A 21251-nucleotide genomic window follows, 5' to 3' on the forward strand; every position below is an offset into this window, starting at 1 on the left:
CAACATGAATAAACAGACGTAATACACAAAAATATCAAATTAAAGGGGAGTTATAGGATGGTAAAACCACTATATAAAGTCAGTAAGCAGTTAATGGATGTTGTTCAAGGTAAGGCTTATGCCGATACGGTTATAACAAATGGAACCTTGGTTAATGTGGTGACAGGTGAATTAATTGAAGGCATTGATGTGGCAATGAAGGATGAACGGATTGCCTTTATCGGAGACGCTAGTCAGATGATTGGTGAAGCGACTTTAGTAGTAAATGCGACAGGAAAGTATATCGCACCTGGATTAATGGATGGGCATATGCATGTCGAGAGTACGATGTTTTCGGTCACCGGGTTTAGTGAAGCGGCCGTAAAAAAAGGCACAACAGCTGTCTTTATGGACCCACATGAAATGGCGAATGTCTTTGGAATTGAAGGGGTGAAACGTATGCATGAAGAAGGGAGAAATGCGCCGATTCATGTGTTTACAACGTTTCCTTCTTGTGTACCAGCGACCGATGGATTAGAAGATGCGGGCGCAAAGATTTCAGTTGAAGATGTTGAAGAAGGTTTAATGTGGGATGGTGTCGTTGGTTTAGGTGAAGTAATGAATTATCCCGGAGTGATTCATCGAGATGAGAAGATGATTGGTGAGATTGAAGCGACGTTAAAACAAGGTTATCAACCAACTGGGCACTTTCCTGAAGGAACGATCGAAGACTTAACGAGCTATCTATTAAGTGGCGTCACGTCATGTCATGAGACAGTCACAAAAGAAGCGGCACTTGAAAAACTACGTTTCGGGATGACCGTGATGATTCGAGAAGGTTCGGCGTGGCAGGATGTTAAGGAAGTGATTAAAGTGATCACAGAAGATCAAATTGAAACGGATCACTTGATGCTTGTGACCGATGATATTTATCCTGAAACACTGATTAATCAAGGGCAAATCAACCATGTGGTGAGACGAGCCATTGAAGAAGGTGTCGATCCTGTGACAGCTATCAAATTAGCGACACTCAATACTGCACGGTATTTTAAACTAGACGATGACTACGGTAGTTTAACACCAGGGAAAGTGGCCGATATTATTTTACTTGATGACTTAACATCAATGGATATTACAGATGTATTTGTGAAAGGAAACCAGATTGTTAAGGAAACTCAATTAATTAAAGAGACACCTGCCTTTGTCTATCCAAAGCATTATTATCAGTCTGTGAATGTTGGGAAAGTATTAACGGCAGAGGACTTTTACTTTAACACCACTCACCAGCAATCAGTAAATATCAACGCGATTGAAGTCATTGAAAACAGTGCGCGAACGAAGAAAAAAGTTGTTGAGTTACCAATCAACAATGGTATCGTCGAAAGCGATCTTAGCCAAGATGTGATTAAACTGAGTTGTATTGATCGTCACCACAAGACGGGGCAAATCTCCAATCAATTTGTGACCGGTTTTCACATTAAGCGCGGAGCTGTCGCTTCAACTGTTGCGCATGATAGTCATAACTTACTCGTGATGGGTGTGAGTGAAAGTGATATGGCTGTGGCAGCCAATTATTTATCTGATATCGGTGGCGGGATGGTGTGTGTATTAGACGGTGAAGTCATCGCCTCTGTGCCGCTGCCAATCGCTGGGCTCATGTCAGATTTAAAAGAAGCGGACTTGCTTCGTCAGGTAGAAGGCTTAAAAGCTGGTTGGGTGCGTTTAGGGTCACCCCTTCATGCGCCGTTTATGACGTTTTCATTGATTGCGTTACCGGTTATTCCGGATATTCGTATTAGTAACCGCGGGTTAGTTGATGTGACGACGTTTAGCTTGATTGAGACCATTTGTTCAGAAGAGTGTTAAGCTGGTCAAACCATAAGAGAAGCATCTGCAAAATATAAGCTAAAGGAAATATCTGTGTTAAGTATGGTATAATCATTTTTAAACCTAGTTGAAATTTCCTATTTGCATTTGTATAATTAATTTAGCAATATTTATAAATTATATAAATAAATTTACACTTGGTTGTAAAAATTTCAAGCGTAAATAATGGGAGGTACAAATGGAGCTGAAATGGAAACTGTTAAATGCGTGCATGATCATTTTACTGTCGATTACTTTACTTATTGTATTGACGAAAGATCCTATTGTTTATGTTAATACGACTCCTCTAGACACTGTCTCGATCAACGGTAGCTTAGAAATGGTTAACTTGAGCGAAAACAAAATCGTCTTATTTAGTGCTGACGTTAATTCAGGTAATTATGGTGATCTGATTGTTTTAGAATTCGATGAAGAAACAAATTCACTAAAAGAAATCTCCAATCAAAATATCTACCTAGATAAGTTTCTTGATTAAGGTAATTTCGCTGTTAAATCGTGGGTGTGCTTTTACTGACCTAATATACCAGGTGGCCTTGTAGGTCATCTGGTTTTTTAGATGGTTTAAAAAAGTTCAACCTTTGTAATCTATATCGTTAGGTACATAAGTAGCTAGGGACTTCATGCTATTGATAGCATGAACTTGTCATCATCTATTATGTGTTAGCCTATATTTAAGATCACATATAAGAAGTTTGATGGAATGATATAAAGTAAACGCGTCCAATCATTATTCTTGTCGAGAACAACTTGACACAAACAATCGTGAAGATAACTTTTAAAGCGTGTCTGTACATGGTAAAATGATAATTTAGATAGTGAATTATTTTAATGAAGTGCGAATATACCAAGTCGAGTTGGCAGTTGGAGGAAAAATAATGAAACGCGGAAGTTTTCAAGCGATGAAGCGATTAAATAAATCGTTAATTTTAAATAAAATATTGAATGATGGCCCGATTTCTCGAGCGGAAATTGCGAAAGATATTAAACTTACCCCACCAACGGTAGGGACGATTGTGAAAGAGCTCATTGAACAACAAATCGTCAAAGAAAGTGCGCAAGGCGAGTCAAAAGGCGGGCGCAAGCCAACCTTACTCGTCGTTGATCATGAGGCTTTTTATGTGATCGGTATTGATGCTGGTCCGCGAGATGTGACGATTGTCTTAACCAATCTACAAGCAGACATGATCGATACCGCAAAGACAGATGTCCCAGTGGGAATATCAAAAGAGGCGTATTTACAGTTATTGATTGAAGAAACCGATGGGTTAATTAATCGCAATGCGTCGTATATGGATCAATTGATCGGTATCGGTGTGGCCATGCACGGGGTTGTTGATGCTGAGCGCGGAGTGGGGTTGTATGCACCTAACTTAAACTTACGTGACATTCCAGTAAAAGATGTGTTAACGGGGCATTTTGATCTCGTGGTACAAGTTGAAAATGATGCCCGAGCACTTGCGCTTGCAGAAACGTGGTTTGGTGAAGGCAAAGGCATCAATAACTTACTCGCAGTCAATATTGGTAGTGGTGTCGGCGCTGGGGTTGTGATTGATGATGAACTGTACCGCGGGAAAGCCCATATTGCTGGTGAGATTGGTCATATGACGATTGATTTACATGGAGATGTATGTACTTGTGGGAATAGAGGTTGTCTGCAGACAATCGTTTCAGGCGAAGCGATTCAAAAGCGGGCCGAACAGGCAATAAAAGCAGGTGCAGATACGCTATTAACGCACCAATCACCAACAGCTTATGACTTGTATCAAGCAGCGGAACAAGGTGATGCCTTTAGTCAGCATTTGTTAACGGAGACAGCTGAGGCAATTGGGGTTGGTCTTACCAATGTCATTCATACGATTAATCCTGACCGGGTGTTATTAAACGGTGGTGTAATGAAGGCAAGTAAGTATTTATTACCTGAAATCCAGCGCACCGTAGCAAGCCGTGCACTCACCGCCCAAGCAAAAGACACGCCTATTCTTGTCTCAAAACTAGGGGATAATGCCTCAGCCTTAGGAGCGGTCGCGCTTATTCTCGTGGAATTGTTTAAGCGAAACGGTGAGATCGATGTTTAAGTTTACGCACATAGTCAGTTATTTAACGGTGTTTATTGTTATATCACTCATCCTCTCAGGATGTAGTGAAGATGAAACTCAGACCGATAGGACCCAGGCCTTACAAGCACAACTATCAGAACAGGAAGAAACAATTGCTGAGCTGACGCGTGATAATCAAGCCCTGCGCGCATCGATTCAACAGTTACAGCGGCCACAAAATTTCTCTTATATTGAACAATTGGATGAAGAAGCACGCGGACATTACCAGGCATTTCTTGAGACAAATGACCTGACTCACTTTGAGTCCTTCACTTCAGATGAAATGTTCGTCGTCTTTTTGCATAGTCTCGTAACTGGAGAAGATGGTGTCAGTACATCGATTCTATATAATGACGGATCATTTGATGATTTCACTGACTTACAGGCCTATTACCAAGAAGAACTGTTTCGTGAGTACTTAGAAACGGCACTAGATTTTCGCTACTTTTATGACCTCCATGTGGACGAGATTCAATCACGTACCGATAAAGATATCGTGAAAATGAGTGTGAGGTTCGAACTCTTTAGTGCGACCCATGTCGCTGAATTACGTAGACAAGACGGGATTTGGAAAGTGTACGCCGGCCCTTATGAGTAAGAAGGTATGTGAATGACGATCATGTGAAAACAGCTTTATATGTGTATGATAATCAAAGATGCCTGTTCTACTTCGGTGGAGCAGCCATCTTTTTTCGCGAATAAAAAATATATACGAACGAAAAAGAACAACCCGTTCTATATGAACGGTTCTATCTCATGGTGAGATGGTATCAATACTTCTTTAATCAATCTGAGTATAAAGTCTAGTAGATGAAAGGTCGACTGTGCTACTATGTTGAAAAGGATAAAAAAGGGTGTTGATAATGGAAGCCTTTCTTAAAGATGAAAATATGTCGGTATTAATGCAACAGTTAAAAGCAGAAAGTCACCGCATACATGAGGTGATGACGTCACTGGAAACACTGTCAAAACAGTCACATATTTTGGCGTTAAACGCAGGAATTGAAGCCGCTCGTGCAAATGAAGCAGGAAAAGGATTTAGTGTTGTCGCAAAAGAGATTAAGACGTTTGCAGAGGCAACGCTGGAACTAAGTGGTGAAAGTAAACAAATCATCGGTCGGATCGAAGAGCGGGCCAATCATATAATTGCGCTTCGGACGACAGATATGGCGTTTGACACGATTGATAAGATTGACCGAAATTTATTTGAGCGTCACTGTGACGTTCAAGCTTGGGCAACATTTGAGTCTGTTAAACATGCGGCGAAAGAACAAACCGCGACCGCTAGACAGGAAGCACAAGCCTTGCTTATAGACATTCACCGGATCTATGAAGTCTATCATGATTTAATGATTGTTGATATCGCAGGTAAGCGGGTCGCAAATGTGGATATGAACGTTGCCAAAACGGATGATTTTAGCGGGAGAGAATGGTTTCAGTACGTGAGAGAAACAGGTAAGGTATATGTCAGTGATTTATACACATCAAAGACACTTGAATGTGAAACGATGGTGTTTGCGGCGCCTATTTATGATGGGGATACGATGGTGGGGGTCTTTACGACACGCTTTAACTGGGACTATATATTAGAGATTATTAGCGCGATGACATTTGGCAATCGAACTAACTTATACGTGATAAATAATGATAAACAAGTGATTGCTTCACGTGATGCGACCGATATTTTTAAAAAAGATGTCACCTGCCTAAGAGTAGTGTCACGGGTGCTAGATGACGGGGCAAAAAAAGGCTACGTTATTGAAGACGATACGTTGTATAGCTACTGTGAAACAAGTGGCTACAATCATTATGAGGGGAAGGGGTGGTTTGTCGTCATCGCCGAACCTCTTCATTCAAGTAGTGAAGACATAAGCATACGAGAAAAAGCATATGTGAGTTAATAGAGAAAAAGTTAAGAAGACTGTAAAAAGGATGTAAGAGTATAATAGCCACTCAACGGTTGTTGAGTGGCTTTTTCTAGGTGTTATTCTGTTTCAAAGGCGAATGTTGTCTTTGAACGATAGACCTCATTTTTCGGAAGGAAAATGGATGGGAAACCATCATGTACAAGTGACGCTGGTGAACTTTGCGTTTCGAGACAGACACCCAAATATTTTTGAGATGGTTGTTCTTTTAACGTTAACGAATCATCAAGGGCATTCGATGTATACATCACCATACCGGGTTGATCAGTTTGAACGGTAAGTTTGCGTCCACTCTTAGGGTCTTTTACGACGACGACGTCATCTTTACTATGGTCAAAGATAAAGTAATGATCATAGCCTTGTAACGCTAATTTATTTTGTGGGTCCGTTGAATCAACAGCACCGCGGACTGTCCGTCCTTGAGTGAAATCAAAGGTTGTCCCTGATACCGGTAAAATCTTTCCGGTTGGGATGAGCTCATCATCCAGTTCAACGAACTGTCCAGAGTCAAGTGTAATTTCATGATCAAGAATCGTCTCTTTTAAGTTACCCGATAAGTTAAAGTAACTATGATTGGTGATGGTAAGCACGGTGTCCTTTGTACTAACAGCTTCATAACGAATCGTGAACGTATTATTGTCAGCTAAAACGTAGCTGATTTTATACGTCACCGTACCGGGGTAGCTTGGTCACCGTCTTTACTCGTGTAATATAGAACAGCTTCTGTACTTGAGGCATGTTCGAGTGTTTCAACTTCAAACACCTGGGTATGAAGCCCGCCTGGTCCACCGTGTAGACTGTGGCCATTTTCGACTTCAGGAACGTGATACGTGTCTCCGTTAAGGACAAAGGTACTGTTTTCAATGCGCCCAGCGACACGTCCAATTAAGGCACCAAAATACGTCTTATTGTTTAAATAACCGGCATAGTCACGGTAACCGAGCACGACGTTCTCTTGAACCCCGGCTTTATTTGGTGTAATGATTTCAGTGATAATCCCACCGTAATCTAAAAAGCTGACGGACATATTATTTTTGTTTGTCAATGTGTAGAGATGCCAGTCGTGACCTTCAACCTCTACAGGTTTTGTTGTTATTGCCAATGCAATCCCTCCTTATTCTTGTGAGTGTATGGTGTTTAAAGGCGTGCTAAAAAGCGTTTAAATCCTTCCATACCTGTATTATTCGACTTAAACACCCCAGAATCCTGTAAGACACGGACAAATTTTTCAGCTAAAGCTTGATCAACGACCGCATCAACGTTATCTTTTGTGATGGTTTCAGATTGTTTGAGCTCATCAGCCCAAGCTTTATGATGATCTTTAATCGTTTCTGAACCTAATAGATAAGCCTTCATTTCATCAAGTTCTGGCTTTAAACGTGGAGGTAAGACGGCAAGTCCCATCACTTCAATTAAACCGATATTTTCTTTCTTAATATGGTGCACATCTTGATGTGGGTGGAACAATCCATCTGGATGTTCATCCGTTGTCCGGTTGTTACGTAAGACTAAGTCGAGTTCATAGTGTCCGTTACGCATGCGCGCAATCGGCGTAATCGTATTGTGTGGTGTTTCGTCAGTATAAGCTAAAATATCTGCCGCTTCATCGCTGTAGTCACGCCACGTGTCTAAAATATGAGCCCCCGCTTTAATCAGTGGTGCTTTATCTTCGTGTTTCAGACGAATGACTGACATCGGCCAATTGACGACAGACGCGTCAATCTCAGGGAATTGATCAAGGGTAAAGCTGAATAAATCATCGGCTTCTGTCATCCCAAATGAATAACGTCCCGCTTGGTAATGATCATGACTTAAAATACTTCCCCCAACAATCGGTAAATCCGCATTTGACCCAATAAAGTAGTGCGGGAATTGTTCGACAAAGCTGAGTAGTCGGGTGAATGTGGATTCACTAATGACCATCGGACGATGCTCTTCACAAAAGACGATACTGTGCTCATTGTAATACACGTACGGTGAATACTGGAAGTACACTGTTCGCCGCCTAAATCCACATCGATTACGCGGTGATTCGAACGGGCAGGGTGTCCCGTGCGCCCCGGATAGCCTTCATTTTCGATGCAAAGTAAGCATTGTGGATATTTCACGTCTTGTTTCATTTCACGTTCCCGTTTAATTTGGTTGGGATCTTTTTCAGGTTTGGATAAGTTAATCGTAATATCTACCTTACCAAATGACGTTTGACGTTCATATTGAATGTTCTTTGCAATGCGCTCGGTTTGGATATAATGACTGTTTTGACTGAGCGCATAAAAGTAATCGGTCGCTTTTGTCGGATCTTCATCATAGAGCTGTTTAAATGTCGCATTAATTTCTGTCGGTTTAGAAAGGAAGGTATCCATTATTTTTGCGTCGAGTTGTTCACGCTCATCTAGCGCGTCACTGATGACGCCGCGCGTGACGGCATCATCTAGTAACGCTTTTAGACAATCAGGAATGGTTCCTTCAGTTAATGTGTCAGCTGGTGCAGTAAAGGTCTGTAAGTCTAATAGACCGAGTATTTGGTTACGTGCATAAATGCGGTCGCGTGCGGTGATTAACTCGGTGTCAATCGCTAAATCAATCAAGCGTTCAATGTAGTGTGTGACCATCTTTATGCCTCCTCGTAGCCGTGTGGATGAGCTTGGTGCCAGCGCCATGCGTCGGCTAAAATACGATTGATTTCCGTGCGTTTCGGTGACCAGCCAAGGATTTGTTTTGCTTTATCGCTTGAAGCGATTAACGTGGATGGGTCACCCGCACGACGTTCACCGATTTTTGCTTCAATCGGATGTCCAGTGACAGAGCGAGCGGCATCAACGATTTCCTTGACCGAGAAGCCAACAGATGAGCCTAAGTTAAAGATATTGCTGTCGCCACCGTCTAATAAATATTTAACCGCTAAAATATGAGCATCGATTAAGTCTTCAACATGAATGTAGTCACGAATACATGTCCCATCTGCGGTTGGATAGTCGTCACCGTAAATCGTAATATGTTCACGCTGGTCTAGTGCGACTTGTAACACAATCGGAATCAAGTGTGTTTCTGGGTCATGGTCTTCACCAATCGCCGCATCGTCTCTTGCGCCAGCAACGTTAAAGTAACGCAGGGAAACGTAACGGATGCCGTAGGCTTTTTCACACCAATGCATCATTTTCTCCATCGTTAATTTTGTTTCACCGTACGTATTGGTTGGTACCGTTGGCATATCTTCTGTGATTGGTACCTGTTTTGGTTCGCCGTAAGTCGCCGCTGTTGAAGAGAAAACAATGTTTTTAACACCGGCTGTTTGCATGGCTTGAAGCACGACTTGGGTTCCATAAACGTTGTTGTCAAAATATTTTAATGGGTTCTCCATTGACTCCCCAACAAGAGAGTTCGCCGCAAAGTGAATCACAGCCTCAATGTTTTGTTTTGTTAAGACATCGGTCATAAAGGTTAAGTCGCGAATATCGCCTTCAAAAAAATCTGCATCTTGATGGATGGCGTCCTTGTGACCGGTTTGTAAATTATCGACCACACTCACGTTATGGCCTTGTTCAACTAATTGATAAACGGCATGAGACCCGATATACCCGCTCCGCCTAATACTAAAATATTCATGTGTTTGCCTCCTTAAAATCATTCAGTTAGTCATTAAATTTCATGTGCTTATTATTCATTAAGATGTTCTTACAAAGCTTTTGCGCCGTCGCCAATCGTAGCTTCATAGAATGTTGGTGCGTAGCCGATTTTGTCTGTGTGCATTTTTTCTACGTTTTGTTTAAATGCATCTACTTCTGCTTTTTCAACGAGCGCAATCGCACATCCACCAAATCCAGCCCCAGTCATTCTAGCGCCGAGCACACCTTTTTGTTGGACGGCAGCTTCTTGTAGTGTATCTAGTTCAAGTCCGGTAACTTCATAGTCATCACGCAGTGAGGTATGTGAGTCGTTGAGTAACTGACCAAACGCGACTAAGTCTTTATCATGTAGTTTAGTAAACGCTTCTTTTGTGCGAGCGTTCTCATAAACGGCATGACGGGCACGTTTTTGTTTTGTCTCATCACTGATCAAATGTTTATATTCGTCGAAGTCCTCAACTGACAGATCTCCAAGACTGTTAATGTCGAGTTCTTTCTGTAAGTCCTTTAAGGCACTTTCACATTCACTGCGACGCTCGTTATATTTTGAATCGGCTAGCTCACGGCGTTTATTTGTGTTCATAATCATAATAACATATTCTCCGAGTTCAACGGGAGCGTATTCATAGTCGAGCGTATGACAGTCGAGTAGAATCGCATGCTTGTCTTTACCCATGCCAATCGCAAATTGATCCATGATCCCGCTGTTAACACCAATATAATGGTTTTCAACATATTGACCGAGTTTGACCATCTCCACACGATCAATCGTGAGATTAAACAATGTTTCAAGTAAGACGCCTGTCGCTATTTCAATAGAAGCAGAAGAAGAAAGACCAGCGCCGTTTGGAATGTTACCGAAGTAAAGAACGTCAAATCCTGAATCAACGGTATACCCATGGGTGTTAAAAGCTTCCGTCATACCTTTGGGGTAGTTGGCCCAGTTATCCGCCTTATTATAGCTTAAGTCAGCTAATGAACTGGTGATTATGCCAAGGTCTTCAAAATTCATGGAGTAAAAGCGTAAGACGTTGTCATCCCGCTTACGAGCAACAGCATAGGTACCAAAAGAAATAGAGGCAGGGAAGACATACCCTCCATTATAATCGGTATGTTCACCGATCAGATTGATGCGACCAGGGGCGAAAAAGGTACGGATGTCCCCGCCCTCGCCAAAAATGTGTTCAAATGTGTTGACTAATGTGTGTGTGTTCATGTTTCGTTCATTCCTTTCAAATGTGAGTAATAAGACTATCCGTAAAACTTAATTAAATTAATTTATTAACTATCATTATCATATCACGGCGTCTCTTTAAATGCAACGGGCTAGCGCTTTTTTTTATAGAAAGTTCTATCAAAAGAAGGCAGGATATGACTCGCAAAAATGGACTGACGTTGCGTCACACTCTAAGCAAGTTAACTGATTTTTCAAACAGTCTCTGCTATAATGACGATGAAACCATAAAGAAAGTGGGGATGAAGATGGATATTGAAACACTCATTAAAGAGAGACGGTCAGTCTCATTATTTGAAGATAAACCTGTCAGCATTGACTTAGTAAAAGAGATGCTAAAAACGTCCGTCTGGGTACCGAATCATAAAATGACACAACCTTGGCGCTTTACGATTATTACCGGCGAGACGAAAGAACAACTGGCTAATTTAGCGGGAGACTTTATGGCGCGTGGTAAAACGGGAGAAGATAAAGACCGCGCATTCAACAAAGCTACGGGACATTTAGCCAAGTCCCGGTTTATGTGATGGTGTTTATGAATGAAAGCCATGAGTTAAAACGCCGTCAAGAAGACTATGCCTCAACGAGCTTGATTATTCATAACTTAAGTTTAATTGGCTGGGAAAAAGGTCTCGGTATGATTTGGAAAACAGGGCCACTGACAGATACAGAAGCGTTCCGTGAACTGATTGGTGTGAAACCAGGTGAGAAGTTCGTCGGGATGATTCAACTCGGTTACCCTAAAAAAGTTCCAAGAGCGATGCCGCGAATGGATCTTGATACCCGCATCACTGAATTAAATTAAAAATAACCGACAAGAAGCGTGATCATGATAGTGATACGCTTCTTTTTCGGTTGACTTTGTCTTTCGTTTGGATTAAGTTATAATTAATGAGATGATTTTAAGTAATTGAGAGATTTTTTTACTTAAAACGTTGATATTATGACATGTTTTTTCTTCAATCATGATGACTTATTATCATGAATGATATTTATCACGACAAGAGGAGGCAATATCGATGCAACATCAAACAAAAACACCGTTTCCTGCTGATTTCTTATGGGGTTCAGCGTCAGCGGCTTACCAAATTGAAGGCGCCCATGATGCGGATGGCAAAGGCCCATCGGTTTGGGACGTGTATACGAAAATTCCTGGTACGACCTTTAAAGATACCAATGGCGACATTGCGGTCGATCATTACAATCGCTTTGAGGAAGACGTTAAACTGATGCATGAACAAGGTTTAAAAGCGTATCGCTTTTCTATCGCTTGGTCACGGATTTATCCAGAAGGCAATGGCGACGTGAATGAACAAGGACTTATCTTTTATGATAAACTGATTGACCTGTTACTTCACTATCATATTGAACCCGTTATTACCGTGTATCACTGGGACGTCCCACAAGCCTGATGGACGCTTATGGCGCTTGGGAATCACGCGAGATTATTAAAGACTTTGATGCGTATTGCCAGACACTTTTTAAGCGGTACGGGGACCGGGTGAAATATTGGGTCACGTTAAATGAACAAAATATCTTTGTCGGTCTTGGCTATCAAAAAGCCCTACATCCACCGGGTGTAAAAGATTTAAAACGGATGTATGAAGCCAATCATATCGCGAACTTAGCGAATGCGACGGTGATCAACAGTTTCCATAAGCTCGTACCAGACGGTCAGATTGGTCCGAGTTTTGCCTACTCACCAACGTATCCATACGATGCTGATCCTAAACATATCATCGCACAGGAAAATGCTGAAAGTTTAAATGCGCATTGGTGGATGGATGTGTATGCCTTTGGTCGTTATCCACAAGTCATCTGGAACTATTTAGAGAAACACGGTCTTGCGCCGACGATTGAACCGGGTGACTTTCAGTTGTTAGCCTCGGCTAAACCTGACTTTATGGGCTTAAATTATTATCAAACTGCCACGATCAAACATAACCCGCTAGACGGGGTAGGAGAAGCAGAAATGAATACGACGGGTAAGAAAGGGACCCAACAAGAATCCGGGACAGAAGGATTGTTTAAACAAGTACAAAATCCTACTTAGAAACGACGGATTGGGACTGGACGATTGACCCGGACGGGTTACGGGTCGCTCTAAGACGGATTGAAAGTCGCTACCACTTACCGGTACTCATTACGGAAAATGGGCTTGGTGCGTTTGATACGTTAGAAGACGGTGATGTTGTGAATGATGACTACCGGATTGATTTCCTTAAAAAACACGTCGCAGCCATACAAGATGCGATCAGTGATGGGGTGACGGTATTAGGTTATTGTACGTGGTCATTTACTGACTTACTCAGCTGGCTGAACGGGTATCAGAAACGTTACGGTTTTGTTTATGTCAACCGTGATGAAGAGGGACCAAAAGATTTACGACGGATTAAAAAGAAGAGTTATTATTGGTATAAAGACATTATTGAACGTAACGGATTAGAAGAGTAAGGTTAATGATTGGAATATGTAAGGTAGTTTAATAGAATGTAAATTAAGAGGCAGGTCAACATTGACCTGCCTCTTAATTTATACATATGGTGATACTGTGATGGTTCCAGTTGAGACAATGACAGATGAATCTTCATGTGACTCTTGGTGCTGTTCTGATTGATAACCAATCACAAAAAATGCGAGTATTAACATTAAAAACAATACGAATAAACCTTGACGCACCGCTTTTTCCCCCTAAATTAAATTCCCTTCTTATTGTATATGTTAAGATAGAGATTGAAAAGTAAAAACTGTTTCCAATTTAATGATGTTACTATACAGAAAGGGTGTCTTACTATGAGTGACGCAGTGACGACAGGAAAGGTTACAAAAATAACATCGATTGGTGAAGGACTGCGAGTGTGTCTTGACTTCATTGATGAACTCGACCCACTTGAAGGTGTCTGGATTGGGAATACGGGGAGTGGCTATTGCTTAGCTCTTGCGGAAAATCGCGAAACAGACACGTACCCCAAACGCCCTTTTCGTATTAATGCTGGGGCCTATCATCATTACCTCGTAAAAGATGAGAATAAAACGACGTATCTCGCAGAAGTCACACCAGGTGACGCACTGATGGTTAAAGGACCAGAAACAGAGCGACTTGTCACGGTTGGCCGCGTGAAAAAAGAGTACCGTCCGTTTCTAAGAATTGAGCTGGAAACAGAGGAACAAGTCATATCGGTCACCGTTCAAGATGCGGATAGTGTCTATTTACTGTCAGCGGACAAAACCGCGGTACAGGCCCAACAATTAACTGTGGGGGATTCCTTAACCGTGAGACGTGATCAACCTGGACGCCATTTAGGTGAGCGGATTGAAGAAGTCATTACTGAAATATAAGTGTGGGACAGAAGGTAAGAATAGAGGGATGGATTAATTTTTAGAAAATTCACTATTCTTTGTTGACAAACGGTCCGGTTCATACTAAGATAGTTGTAACTTAAAAAATGATGCGCGATGAAGAAAAGAAGAGTAGTTTTATCAAGCTGATCTAAAGAGAGCTGGTGGTGCTGCGAACCAGTGGTGAGCGATAAGATGAATGGGCTTTTCGAAGCATTAAACCGAAATATACGTTGTATAGAGTAGGCTTTAACGGGAGTTGTTTTGCCGTTACCACAAAACACAGGCTGATCGGTCTGACTTTTTATTAAGGTGGCATAACGAGGGAACTCGTCCTTTTTGGACGAGGCCCTCTTTTTAATTTTAAATGAAGTCACATGTGTCAGTAGACGAACATGAGGTAAAAAAGGACACATACAAAACAACAGAATATAAAAATCGAGGAAAAAGATAAGTAGTGACGGTGGTTATTATAAAGAGAGCTGATGGATGGTGTGAATCAGTAATAACCCCGTGATGAATGGCCTTTTGAGTGCAGGAGTGAACCACTAAGTAGCTCACTAGCCGGAGTGATGCTCCGTTATCAACTAAGTGTAGAGACTATATTCTCTAAACAGGCGGTGGTACCGCGGTTTTTATAAATCGTCCCCTTATCTATTCTTTGTGATGGATAAGGGATATTTTTATCCCAATTTAAATAGCGACTATTAATAAGGCAGTGAGTTAAAAATGTTGTGACGTTAGCGAAATCAGTTGAGTGAGTAGAGATGAAGGCGAGAAGAAAAAGGAGGAGAAACGATTGCGATTTAAAACACGGACATTTACAGGGGACGTTCTCACACCGATTTCGGTGTATCAACAGATGAAAGGTGAGAAAAAGTTTATTTTAGAAAGTTCACTCGGTCACGGGGAAAAGGGGCGTTATTCCTTTATCGGGCAATCACCGTTTAAAGAAGTGATTGGTGAAGAGAAAACAGTGACCGTGATCAATCACCGGACAGGTGAGAAGACGAAAGAGACAGATACTTTACCGATTGAGATCGTGAAAAGAGAAATCCCGCGGGTTGACTTAGGCTTACCGTATTTATTTTACGGCGGAGCGATTGGGTATATCGGTTATGACGTGATCAGAGGCTATGAAGACATTGGAGTAGTCCTTGAAGATGAACTTGATATGCCTGATGTTCACTTGTTGTTTTATCAAGAAGTCATCGTCTTTGACCATAAAAATCAAACCGTGACGTTAATTGCGGTTGACTTAACCGAAGACCGTGATGAGGTGGCGTTAGTCGAATCATTAGATAAGCTTGAGGAAGAAATTAGACAAGCGCATGATGTGAAAAAAGATCATGACTTACAGATCACCTTTAAACCAACGCTGTCAAAACAAGCGTTTATGGATAAAGTGAATGAAGCAAAACAACATATCATTGACGGAGATATTTTTCAAATCGTGTTGTCGCAGCGGCTTGTTGCCGATTATACCGAAGATCCGTTTGAACTGTATCGGAAATTACGTATCAGTAATCCATCGCCGTACATGTATTACATTCAGTTTGGTCCGTATGTGGTTCTTGGCACCTCACCGGAGAGCTTGATTCAAGTCCGCGGGCGGGACGTTGTGACAAATCCCATCGCTGGAACAAGAAAAAGAGGACAGACAACTGTTGAAGATGACAAGCTCGCCGAAGAGCTTTTAGCCGATGAAAAAGAGCGGGCAGAACATAAAATGTTGGTGGACTTAAGTCGGAATGATCTCGCCGGATTGCCAAAGTCCACTCGATCAGTTTACCGAAATTTATGATGATTGAGCGCTATGAACATGTGATGCATATCGTCTCAGAAGTACGAGCTACGCTTGACGCGTCAATGGATAGTCTCGATGCACTAACAGCTACCTTACCGGCTGGTACGGTCTCAGGGGCACCGAAGATTAAAGCGATGCAGTTGATCAATCAGTTTGAAACGAAAAAACGTGGTGTCTATAGCGGGGCGTGTGGCTACATTAATATGAACGGAGACTTAGATCTTGCTCTCTCGATTCGGACGATGGTTGTCAAAGACCACCAGGCTTACGTGCAAGCCGGTGCTGGGATTGTTTATGACTCTGATCCATTAAGTGAATATGAAGAAACATTAAATAAAGCGAAATCGTTAGTGGAGGTGTTTAAACGATGATGTTACTGATCGATAATTATGATTCGTTTACGTATAACTTGTTTCAATATATGAGTGAATTAGGTGAAGACGTTCAGGTTGTTCGTAACGATGCCATGACGTTAGAAGAAATTAATCAATTAAACCCAGAAGCGATTATTCTTTCACCTGGTCCTGGAACACCAAAAGATTCTGGTATTTGTTTAGACGTGATTGACACACTCGGTGACAAGTATCCGATACTGGGTATTTGTCTTGGTCATCAAGCGATTACCGAAGTCTTCGGAGGTGTGGTGAGCCATGCGAAACATGTGAAACACGGGAAACAGTCAGTGATTACCCATCATGGTGAGGACTTATTTACCGGCTTACCACCTGAGATAAACGTGATGCGTTATCACTCACTCGTGGCGATTGAAAAAGATTTCCCTGATTGTTTAACGATCACGGCCCGTTCAACTGACGATGATGAGATCATGGCTTTAAAACATAAGACGTTACCGATTTACGGGATGCAGTTTCATCCAGAATCAATTGGGACAACCGATGGGCATACGTTATTGAACAATTTCTTTCAGACCATTAGAAAGGAGACCGACCAATGAAACCTTACTTAGAGAAGATTACTCGAGGTGAAGATTTAACCATCACAGAAATGGAACAAGCGACAAGATTAATGTTTGACGCATCTACTGACCCCGCCGCTGTTGGTGGTTTCTTGATTGGTCTTAAACATAAAAAAGAAGCGGTCTCAGAACTGACGGGTCTTGTCAATGTCATTAGAGAACAAGCCGTTTTACTACCAGAGGACTTACCGAAAGCGATGGATAACTGCGGGACTGGTGGGATGGTTCGATGAGTTTTAATATTTCCACCACGAGTGCCTTTGTCGTTGCGGGTGCTGGGATTACCGTCTCCAAACATGGAAACCGTAGTATTTCCAGTAAGACCGGGAGTGCGGACGTCTTAGAAGCGCTCGGTGTCGACATTAACCTAAGCCCAGACCAGACGTATGCATTACTAAAATTAAACGATATCGCTTTCTTATTTGCGCAAAACGTCCATCCGAAGATGAAACAAGTGACCGGCATTAGACGGGCACTCGGTATACCAACGATTTTCAATTTGATTGGCCCCCTAACAAACCCAGTTGAATTAACGACACAACTTGTCGGTATTTATCGACGTGATTTATTAATGGAGATGGGCGCTACGCTTCATCAACTCGGAAGAAAGCGGGCCGTCGTCATTAATGGCCCGGACTATATGGATGAAGCGGCGCTTCACGGGGAGACACACGGGGTATTAGTTGAAAGCGGCGAACTGTTACCCTTTACGATTTCACCAGAAGATGTTGGCTTAAGTTACGCTGAAGCAAGTGAGATTAGAGGAGGAGATGCATTAGAGAATGCCGACATCTTAAGACGCGTCCTCGAAGGTGAGCCAGGACCTCACCGGGACACGGTATTACTCAATGCAGCTCTGGCGATTTTTGCGGATGGCACAGCACAAACCGTAAAAGAAGGTGTCGCTCTTGCGAAACAAAGCATTGATGAAGGCCATGCGCTCAAAAAACTAGAAACGATGATTGCTTTTAGTAAAAAGCAAAAAGAGGTGGCAAAGTGAGTATTTTAACCGAGATCATTGAAACGAAAAAACAAGAAGTGAACACATTGAAACAAACACTGGATCCGAACAGGGAGCGGACAGCACCACTTGTCTCTTTTCTTAACCAATTTAACACAGCGCCTTTTCAAGTGATAGCTGAGTTTAAACGTGCGTCGCCCTCAAAGGGGATTATTAATGACACATTAGACCCGGTCACCCAGGCGAAGACGTATGAGCAATACGGGGCAGGGATGATTTCGGTGTTAACTGATCGCGAGTATTTTAAAGGTTCGATGGATGATTTAGTGGCAGTTAAACAAGTGGTCAACATTCCTGTCTTAAATAAAGAATTTATTATTGATCCTATTCAACTTGACCTCGCCTATCAGTCAGGAGCCGATGTGGTCTTACTCATAGTCAGTGCGCTGACAGATCAAGAGCTAAGGGACTTGTATCACTATGCGACTGGGCTTGGTTTAGAAGTGTTAGTTGAAGTCCATGACAAAGAAGAACTAATGGCAGCCTTGGCACTGGGATGTCCTTTGATTGGGATAAATAACCGTAATCTAAAAACATTTACGACATCGATCAATCAAACGCTTGACTTAATGAAAGCTGTTGATTTAAACGGCGTCAACATCATTAGTGAAAGTGGGATGAAAGAAGTCGCGGATGTTTTAACAGTAAAGCGTGCCGGAGCAAGTGGTGTGTTGGTCGGTGAAACGTTAATGACACACGATCCAAAACAGATGATTGGGGCGTTTCTTCATGAATAAGGCACCTTTAGTGAAAATTTGTGGGGTGACAGATATCGAGACGGCTCAAGTGGTTGAACAAGGTGGTGCGGACTTTATCGGTTTTGTGTTTGCGGAAAGTAAACGTCAAGTCACACCGGACGTAGCCAAAACGCTTATTCGTTCACTCGAAACATCTATTAAAACGGTGGGCGTATTTGTCGATTGTCCAAAAGACACAGTCGAAAAAATCGCAAGCGATATTGGTCTTGATTATGTACAGCTTCACGGCAGCGAAACACCAGCTGAACTTCGCACCTATCACGTCCCTTGTATAAAAGCGTTAAAGTTACAAACGGCGGACGATGTCAAACAGCTCAAAGCTTATGACGGTGTTTGTGACTATTTACTCGTTGATGGTGCCTTACCAGGTTCAGGAGAAAGTTTTGACTGGACGTGGTTAACAGATATTGACCTTCATACACCCGTTCTCCTTGCGGGAGGGTTAACCGTGGATAACCTTAACGCTGCGAAACAACTAAACAATGTCAGTGGCTTTGATGTTTCCAGTGGTGTAGAGACAGAGGGAAAAAAAAATCATCATAAAATAACAGCATTTATCGACAAAGCGAAGGGTAGGGGAAAACATGTATCAACAACCAAATGAAACGGGGCATTTCGGTCAATTCGGCGGAAGGTTTGTCCCGGAAACGCTCATGCCAGCGGTCCTTGAATTAGAAGAAGCTTATAATGAGGTCAAGAATGACCCAGACTTTTTGGAGACGTTTCACTATTATTTAAAGGACTATGTCGGAAGAGAGACACCTCTTTACTACGCCGAGCGCCTAACCAAAAAACTTGGTGGGGCCAAGATTTATTTAAAACGTGAAGATTTGAATCATACGGGGGCGCATAAAATCAATAACGCCCTTGGTCAAGCGTTACTCACGAAACATATGGGGAAGAAAAAAGTTGTCGCTGAAACAGGCGCCGGCCAACACGGGGTAGCAACCGCCACCGCATGTGCCTTACTTGGTCTCGAATGCATTGTCTTTATGGGCGCAGAAGATATAAAGCGCCAAAAACTCAATGTATTCCGGATGGAACTTCTTGGGGCAAAAGTAGAAGCGGTTCATCATGGAAGTGCCACGTTAAAAGATGCGGTGAACGAAGCGCTACGTTACTGGGTCAGTCATGTCGAAGATACCCACTACATTATCGGTTCCGTGGTCGGTCCGCACCCGTTCCCGCAAATCGTGAGAGATTTTCAAAGTATGATTGGGCGGGAGACGAAACAACAATTTAACGAGAAAACCGGCAGATTACCTGACGCGCTCATCGCTTGTATCGGAGGCGGGAGTAATGCGATGGGGATGTTTTATCCGTTTGTGGATGATGCGTCGGTTAAGATGTATGGTGTCGAAGCAGGGGGCCACGGTATATCAACAGGTAAGCATGCCGCAACACTCACCGGTGGTCGTGTCGGTGTCTTACACGGAACGATGACGTACTTACTCCAAGATGACGATGGTCAAATCACGGAAGCAGACTCGATCTCGGCCGGACTCGATTACCCAGGCATTGGACCAGAGCACGCCCATTTAAAAGATATTAACCGGGTCGAGTATGTCTCAGCGACCGATCAAGATGCGCTATTTGGGCTTAAGCTCTTGTCTGAAACTGAAGGCATTATTCCGGCACTTGAGAGCGCCCATGCGATTGGTTATTTACCTGAGCTCGCTCAAGCGATGACAGAAGATCAATCCATCGTCGTCTGTTTATCGGGACGCGGGGATAAAGATGTTGAGACAGTGAAGGCGGTATTAGGAGGTCAAAGTGATGAGTAAACAACGACTAGATGCACGGTTTAAGGAAATTCTCGCTCGGGGAGATAAATTATTTGTGCCCTATATTATGGCGGGTGACGGAGGATTAGATGCTTTAAACGAACGGATTCAGTTTTTAGAAACGTGTGGCGCTAGTGCGATTGAACTCGGTCTCCCGTTTTCTGATCCTGTTGCGGACGGGGAAACGATTCAAGAAGCAGGTATTCGTGCCCTTAAGAGTGGCGCAACGGTTCAAGGCGTGTTTGATACATTAAAAGTGTCAAAAGAAAGAAATATGCCAATCATATTAATGACGTATATGAACCCCGTCTATCGTTACGGGATTGAAGCTTTTGCCAAGGCTTGTGTTGACGCGGGTGTCAGCGGTTTAATTATTCCTGACTTACCGATGGAAGAAGAACAAATGATCACGGATATATTGACACAACACGATATAGCGCTCATTCGACTCGTCGCTCTTACGAGTCCAACCACACGTCAAGAAGAACTAAAAAAACGAACAGAAGGCTTTTTATATGCCGTCACAGTCACAGGTACAACTGGAGAACGTCAAACGTTCACAGACCGAGTGCATCAGTATTTGGCGCATTTAAAAAATGGTGCGAATACACCTGTGTTAGCTGGATTTGGGGTCTCATCAGAAGAACAAGTGAAGATGTTATCTGGTCATTGTGATGGGGTTGTTGTTGGAAGTCGGATCGTGAAAGCCTTCCACGAAGGGGATCGAGCGATCATTAAAGCTATGATAGAAGCAAGTAAACAATCAACATAACCAAACTAAAAAACAAGCGCCCATTAATAGGACGCTTGTTTTTGCAT

Annotated in this window: 17 protein-coding genes, 5 pseudogenes and 1 other annotated feature; of the genes and pseudogenes, 17 read left to right on the top strand and 5 right to left on the bottom strand. The window is 42.5% G+C overall.

The window, feature by feature from the left end; genetic code table 11:
* Positions 1 to 57 precede the first annotated feature (57 nt).
* The 5 genes from ade (at position 58) to JCM19043_RS05120 (ending at position 5863) form a co-directional block, all read left to right on the top strand.
* Positions 58 to 1845, top strand: a complete 1788-nt coding sequence (gene ade, locus JCM19043_RS05100) for an adenine deaminase (RefSeq protein WP_062320570.1) — start codon at positions 58 to 60, stop codon at positions 1843 to 1845.
* A gap of 199 nt (positions 1846 to 2044) precedes the next feature.
* Positions 2045 to 2341, top strand: coding sequence for a hypothetical protein (locus tag JCM19043_RS05105; protein WP_062320572.1), 297 nt, complete (start codon positions 2045 to 2047; stop codon positions 2339 to 2341).
* Positions 2342 to 2741: 400 nt separating this feature from the next.
* Entirely contained in the window at positions 2742 to 3941 is a 1200-nt protein-coding gene (locus JCM19043_RS05110; RefSeq protein WP_062320574.1) for an ROK family transcriptional regulator, read from the top strand.
* The gene (locus tag JCM19043_RS05115; RefSeq protein ID WP_062320577.1) at positions 3934 to 4560 is read left to right on the top strand and encodes a hypothetical protein; all 627 of its coding nucleotides are present in this window, start codon (positions 3934 to 3936) and stop codon (positions 4558 to 4560) included. The genes JCM19043_RS05110 and JCM19043_RS05115 overlap by 8 nt, the downstream gene beginning before the upstream one ends.
* Positions 4561 to 4825: 265 nt before the next feature.
* On the top strand, positions 4826 to 5863 hold the full coding sequence (locus JCM19043_RS05120) for a methyl-accepting chemotaxis protein (RefSeq protein WP_062320579.1): 1038 nt from the start codon (positions 4826 to 4828) through the stop codon (positions 5861 to 5863).
* An 83-nt stretch (positions 5864 to 5946) separates the two neighbouring features.
* On the opposite strand, the pseudogene JCM19043_RS05125 reads toward JCM19043_RS05120, so the two are convergent.
* From JCM19043_RS05125 to JCM19043_RS05140, 4 genes and pseudogenes are all read right to left on the bottom strand, one after another.
* Positions 5947 to 6914 (bottom strand): annotated as a pseudogene (locus JCM19043_RS05125) (aldose epimerase family protein).
* 110 nt (positions 6915 to 7024) lie between these two features.
* Positions 7025 to 8499 (bottom strand): annotated as a pseudogene (gene galT / locus JCM19043_RS05130) (UDP-glucose--hexose-1-phosphate uridylyltransferase).
* Positions 8500 to 8501: 2 nt separating this feature from the next.
* Positions 8502 to 9493 (bottom strand): annotated as a pseudogene (gene galE / locus JCM19043_RS05135) (UDP-glucose 4-epimerase GalE).
* Positions 9494 to 9562: 69 nt separating this feature from the next.
* On the bottom strand, positions 9563 to 10729 hold the full coding sequence (locus JCM19043_RS05140; protein WP_062320581.1) for a galactokinase: 1167 nt from the start codon (positions 10727 to 10729) through the stop codon (positions 9563 to 9565).
* Positions 10730 to 10995: 266 nt separating this feature from the next.
* Between JCM19043_RS05140 and JCM19043_RS18070 the strand changes: the two genes are divergently transcribed.
* The 3 genes and pseudogenes from JCM19043_RS18070 (at position 10996) to JCM19043_RS05155 (ending at position 13201) form a co-directional block, all read left to right on the top strand.
* Positions 10996 to 11274, top strand: a complete 279-nt coding sequence (locus JCM19043_RS18070) for a nitroreductase family protein (RefSeq protein WP_062320583.1) — start codon at positions 10996 to 10998, stop codon at positions 11272 to 11274.
* An 8-nt stretch (positions 11275 to 11282) separates the two neighbouring features.
* Positions 11283 to 11552 carry a nitroreductase family protein gene (locus tag JCM19043_RS18075; RefSeq protein ID WP_062320585.1) on the top strand — a complete coding sequence of 90 codons (270 nt, stop codon included), beginning with the start codon at positions 11283 to 11285 and terminating at the stop codon, positions 11550 to 11552.
* A gap of 214 nt (positions 11553 to 11766) precedes the next feature.
* A pseudogene (locus JCM19043_RS05155) lies at positions 11767 to 13201 on the top strand (glycoside hydrolase family 1 protein).
* Positions 13202 to 13279: 78 nt separating this feature from the next.
* On the opposite strand, the gene JCM19043_RS16290 reads toward JCM19043_RS05155, so the two are convergent.
* Positions 13280 to 13426, bottom strand: coding sequence for a hypothetical protein (locus JCM19043_RS16290; protein ID WP_156321340.1), 147 nt, complete (start codon positions 13424 to 13426; stop codon positions 13280 to 13282).
* 114 nt (positions 13427 to 13540) lie between these two features.
* Here JCM19043_RS16290 and JCM19043_RS05160 point away from each other — a divergent pair, with 114 nt between their 5' ends.
* From JCM19043_RS05160 to trpA, 9 genes and pseudogenes are all read left to right on the top strand, one after another.
* On the top strand, positions 13541 to 14086 hold the full coding sequence (locus tag JCM19043_RS05160; RefSeq protein WP_062320587.1) for a 3-dehydroquinate synthase II: 546 nt from the start codon (positions 13541 to 13543) through the stop codon (positions 14084 to 14086).
* A 432-nt stretch (positions 14087 to 14518) separates the two neighbouring features.
* Positions 14519 to 14739, top strand: a binding site (T-box leader).
* A gap of 104 nt (positions 14740 to 14843) precedes the next feature.
* Positions 14844 to 16264: pseudogene (gene trpE / locus JCM19043_RS05165) on the top strand (anthranilate synthase component I).
* Positions 16261 to 16848 (top strand): aminodeoxychorismate/anthranilate synthase component II, encoded by a 588-nt coding sequence (locus tag JCM19043_RS05170; RefSeq protein ID WP_062320588.1) that lies wholly within the window; start codon positions 16261 to 16263, stop codon positions 16846 to 16848. The pseudogene trpE and the gene JCM19043_RS05170 overlap by 4 nt, the downstream one beginning before the upstream one ends.
* Positions 16845 to 17102, top strand: coding sequence for a hypothetical protein (locus JCM19043_RS18665; RefSeq protein WP_369813769.1), 258 nt, complete (start codon positions 16845 to 16847; stop codon positions 17100 to 17102). Before JCM19043_RS05170 ends, JCM19043_RS18665 begins: the two co-directional genes overlap by 4 nt.
* Positions 17099 to 17869 (top strand): anthranilate phosphoribosyltransferase, encoded by a 771-nt coding sequence (gene trpD / locus JCM19043_RS05175; RefSeq protein ID WP_369813770.1) that lies wholly within the window; start codon positions 17099 to 17101, stop codon positions 17867 to 17869. The genes JCM19043_RS18665 and trpD overlap by 4 nt, the downstream gene beginning before the upstream one ends.
* A complete protein-coding gene (gene trpC / locus JCM19043_RS05180; RefSeq protein WP_062320591.1) occupies positions 17866 to 18627 on the top strand; it encodes an indole-3-glycerol phosphate synthase TrpC in 762 nt (253 codons plus the stop codon). Before trpD ends, trpC begins: the two co-directional genes overlap by 4 nt.
* Complete coding sequence (locus JCM19043_RS05185; RefSeq protein WP_062320593.1) at positions 18620 to 19252, top strand: phosphoribosylanthranilate isomerase; 633 nt, start codon at positions 18620 to 18622, stop codon at positions 19250 to 19252. The genes trpC and JCM19043_RS05185 overlap by 8 nt, the downstream gene beginning before the upstream one ends.
* Complete coding sequence (gene trpB, locus JCM19043_RS05190) at positions 19233 to 20432, top strand: tryptophan synthase subunit beta (RefSeq protein ID WP_062320595.1); 1200 nt, start codon at positions 19233 to 19235, stop codon at positions 20430 to 20432. Before JCM19043_RS05185 ends, trpB begins: the two co-directional genes overlap by 20 nt.
* Positions 20425 to 21204, top strand: a complete 780-nt coding sequence (gene trpA, locus JCM19043_RS05195) for a tryptophan synthase subunit alpha (RefSeq protein WP_062320596.1) — start codon at positions 20425 to 20427, stop codon at positions 21202 to 21204. Before trpB ends, trpA begins: the two co-directional genes overlap by 8 nt.
* Positions 21205 to 21251: the final 47 nt, after the last annotated feature.

Origin of the sequence: Halolactibacillus sp. JCM 19043 (genome assembly GCF_001310395.1) — a bacterium.
Classification (GTDB): Bacteria; Bacillota; Bacilli; order Bacillales; family Amphibacillaceae; genus Halolactibacillus; species Halolactibacillus miurensis.

Bases quoted from the DNA above. Each gene is read 5' to 3' on its own strand.
- trpA (WP_062320596.1), top strand. From the start codon at position 20,425: ATGAGTAAACAACGACTAGATGCACGGTTTAAGGAAATTCTCGCTCGG.
- trpD (WP_369813770.1), top strand. From the start codon at position 17,099: ATGAGTTTTAATATTTCCACCACGAGTGCCTTTGTCGTTGCGGGTGCT.
- JCM19043_RS18665 (WP_369813769.1), top strand. From the start codon at position 16,845: ATGAAACCTTACTTAGAGAAGATTACTCGAGGTGAAGATTTAACCATC.
- JCM19043_RS05160 (WP_062320587.1), top strand. From the start codon at position 13,541: ATGAGTGACGCAGTGACGACAGGAAAGGTTACAAAAATAACATCGATT.
- JCM19043_RS05185 (WP_062320593.1), top strand. From the start codon at position 18,620: ATGAATAAGGCACCTTTAGTGAAAATTTGTGGGGTGACAGATATCGAG.
- JCM19043_RS05140 (WP_062320581.1), bottom strand. From the start codon at position 10,729: ATGAACACACACACATTAGTCAACACATTTGAACACATTTTTGGCGAG.
- JCM19043_RS18070 (WP_062320583.1), top strand. From the start codon at position 10,996: ATGGATATTGAAACACTCATTAAAGAGAGACGGTCAGTCTCATTATTT.
- ade (WP_062320570.1), top strand. From the start codon at position 58: ATGGTAAAACCACTATATAAAGTCAGTAAGCAGTTAATGGATGTTGTT.
- JCM19043_RS05105 (WP_062320572.1), top strand. From the start codon at position 2,045: ATGGAGCTGAAATGGAAACTGTTAAATGCGTGCATGATCATTTTACTG.
- JCM19043_RS05110 (WP_062320574.1), top strand. From the start codon at position 2,742: ATGAAACGCGGAAGTTTTCAAGCGATGAAGCGATTAAATAAATCGTTA.
- JCM19043_RS18075 (WP_062320585.1), top strand. From the start codon at position 11,283: ATGAATGAAAGCCATGAGTTAAAACGCCGTCAAGAAGACTATGCCTCA.
- trpB (WP_062320595.1), top strand. From the start codon at position 19,233: ATGTATCAACAACCAAATGAAACGGGGCATTTCGGTCAATTCGGCGGA.
- JCM19043_RS05120 (WP_062320579.1), top strand. From the start codon at position 4,826: ATGGAAGCCTTTCTTAAAGATGAAAATATGTCGGTATTAATGCAACAG.
- JCM19043_RS05170 (WP_062320588.1), top strand. From the start codon at position 16,261: ATGATGTTACTGATCGATAATTATGATTCGTTTACGTATAACTTGTTT.
- JCM19043_RS05115 (WP_062320577.1), top strand. From the start codon at position 3,934: ATGTTTAAGTTTACGCACATAGTCAGTTATTTAACGGTGTTTATTGTT.